The sequence below is a fragment of the Gluconobacter sp. NFX36 genome (genome assembly GCF_049887835.1).
GTDB classification, from domain to species: domain Bacteria; phylum Pseudomonadota; class Alphaproteobacteria; order Acetobacterales; family Acetobacteraceae; genus Gluconobacter; species Gluconobacter japonicus_A.
This window is the reverse complement of sequence record NZ_JAGEKJ010000036.1, coordinates 2,501-5,431: the sequence shown is the minus strand read 5'-3', so window position 1 is coordinate 5,431 and position 2,931 is coordinate 2,501. Positions and strand designations below refer to the sequence as shown.

1 tRNA gene and 2 rRNA genes (1 of these 3 running past the window's edge) are annotated in these 2,931 nt (G+C 54.8%); all 3 read right to left on the bottom strand.

The features are described 5' to 3' along the window. A tRNA-Met gene (locus J4P41_RS15530) sits at positions 1 to 77 on the bottom strand. Positions 78 to 126: 49 nt separating this feature from the next. Continuing rightward, positions 127 to 241 (bottom strand): 5S ribosomal RNA (gene rrf / locus J4P41_RS15525). An 80-nt stretch (positions 242 to 321) separates the two neighbouring features. Next, a 23S ribosomal RNA gene (locus tag J4P41_RS15520) occupies positions 322 to 2,931 on the bottom strand; it runs 127 nt beyond the window's last position.

Here is a 2,931-nt window from a genome sequence, read left to right as displayed (position 1 = left end):
TGGTTGCGGGGGCAGGATTTGAACCTGCGGCCTTCAGGTTATGAGCCTGACGAGCTACCGGGCTGCTCCACCCCGCGGTGGTGTGTATGATGTTGGTTTTTGGGAGAATTGTGAGTGGGCTGGGGGACCTGGCGGCGACCGACTTTTCCGCACCTTGAGGTGCAGTATCATAGGCGCTGAGGGATTTCACGGCCGAGTTCGGGATGGGATCGGGTGTAGGGCCCTCGCAATGGCCACCAGGTCTTCCAGCCCACCCAGTCTTTTTGAGAGTGGGTGGAGGTTGGTGTTTTATGAGTGTGGCTGATTTCTGTGCATGTGTTTGATGTGAGGATTATGAGCGATTAGGACCGGTTAGCTGCATGCATTACTGCACTTTCACACCCGGCCTATCGACGTGATGGTCTCTCACGGCTCTATGAGACCTCGTTTTGAGGTGGGTTTCCCGCTTAGATGCTTTCAGCGGTTATCCCGTCCATACTTAGCTACCCGGCTGTGCCACTGGCGTGACAACCGGTGCACCAGAGGTATGTTCATCCCGGTCCTCTCGTACTAGGGACAAATCCTCTCAAGTCTCTTACACCCACGGCAGATAGGGACCGAACTGTCTCACGACGTTCTAAACCCAGCTCACGTACCACTTTAATCGGCGAACAGCCGAACCCTTGGGACCTGCTCCAGCCCCAGGATGTGATGAGCCGACATCGAGGTGCCAAACCTCCCCGTCGATGTGGACTCTTGGGGGAGATCAGCCTGTTATCCCTAGAGTACCTTTTATCCGTTGAGCGATGGCCCGTCCACGTGGGACCACCGGATCACTATGGCCGACTTTCGTCTCTGCTCGAACTGTCATTCTCGCAGTCAGGCGGGCTTATGCCATTGCACTCGACAGCCGGTTTCCGACCGGCCTGAGCCCACCATCGCGCGCCTCCGTTACACTTTGGGAGGCGACCGCCCCAGTCAAACTGCCCACCATGCAGGGTCCCGGACCAGGCTTACTGGTCTCGGTTAGACATCAGAAAAATTCAGGGTCGTATTTCAAGGGTGGCTCCACCGGTGCTGGCGCCCCGGCTTCAAAGCCTCCGACCTATCCTACACAGGATTTTCCTGATGCCACTGCAAAGCTGCAGTAAAGGTTCATAGGGTCTTTCCGTCTGACCGCGGGTACCCCGCATCTTCACGGGGAATTCAATTTCGCTGAGTCGATGCTGGAGACAGTGGGGAAGTCGTTACGCCATTCGTGCAGGTCGGAACTTACCCGACAAGGAATTTCGCTACCTTAGGACCGTTATAGTTACGGCCGCCGTTTACCGGGGCTTCAATTCAATGCTTGCACATCTCCTCTTAACCTTCCGGCACCGGGCAGGCGTCAGGCCCTATACGTCATCTCACGATTTCGCAGAGCCCTGTGTTTTTACTAAACAGTCGCTACCCCCTGGTCTGTGCCACCCAATCATGGTTGCCCACGGTTGGGTCTCGTTTATCCCGAAGTTACACGAGCAATTTGCCTAGTTCCTTCAGCATCGTTCTCTCAAGCGCCTTGGTATTCTCTACCAGTCCACCTGTGTCGGTTTCGGGTACGGTCTATACGCCAGAGCTATTTCCTGGAATGATCAAAAAGCCTGTTCAATCCGTTAAGGACAGACAACATTTCTCATTCGTCACTTCTGGCAGGCCTAGGAATATTCACCTAGTTCCCATCGACTACGGCTCTCGCCCTCGCCTTAGGGGCCGGCTCACCCTGCGTGGATTAACCTTGCGCAGGAACCCTTGGACTTTCGGCGACAGTGTTTCTCGCACTGTTTGTCGCTACTCATGTCAGCATTCGCACTTCCGATATCTCCAGAGGGGGTCACCCCGCCTCCTTCGCAGACTTACGGAACGCTCCGCTACCGCGCATTCATAAGAATGCACCCACAGCTTCGGCACGTGGCTTGAGCCCCGTTACATTTTCGGCGCAGGGTTTCTAATAGACCAGTGAGCTATTACGCTTTCTTTAAAGGATGGCTGCTTCTAAGCCAACCTCCTGGTTGTTTTGGAATCCCCACATCCTTTCCCACTTAGCCACGATTTAGGGGCCTTAGCTGGTGGTCTGGGCTGTTTCCCTCTCGACAATGGACCTTAGCACCCACTGTCTGTCTGCCGGGCTATACTCCTGGGTATTCGGAGTTTGGTTAGGTTTGGTAAGGCTTTGGGCCCCCCTAGCCCATCCAGTGCTCTACCCCCCAGGGTAAACACCCGACGATCTACCTCAATAGATTTCGCGGAGAACCAGCTATCTCCGAGTTTGATTGGCCTTTCACCCCTAGCCACAGCTCATCCCCGACTTTTTCAACAGGCGTGGGTTCGGCCCTCCAGTGCGTGTTACCGCACCTTCAGCCTGGCCATGGCTAGATCACTCGGTTTCGGGTCTTCTGCCAGCAACTCAGTCGCCCTATTCAGACTCGCTTTCGCTACGCCTACACCTAACGGCTTAAGCTCGCTGCAAACAGAAACTCGCTGACCCATTATACAAAAGGTACGCCGTCACCCCATAAGAGGCTCCGACTGCTTGTAGGCGTCCGGTTTCAGGTCTCTTTCACTCCCCTTATCGGGGTGCTTTTCACCTTTCCCTCACGGTACTTGTTCGCTATCGGTCACTAAGGAGTATTTAGGCTTGGAGGGTGGTCCCCCCATGTTCAGACAGGGTTTCACGTGCCCCGCCCTACTCAAATCCTTATCAAGACACTACGCATACGGGGCTATCACCCATTCTTGCCGGACTTTCCAGACCGTTCTGCTTCTTCTCAATAAGGCATTGGCCTGCTCCGCGTTCGCTCGCCACTACTAGCGGAATCTCTGTTGATGTCTTTTCCTCCAGGTACTGAGATGTTTCAGTTCCCCGGGTTTGCCTCATGCACCTATGTATTCAGTACATGATCCTCTTGCGAGGGG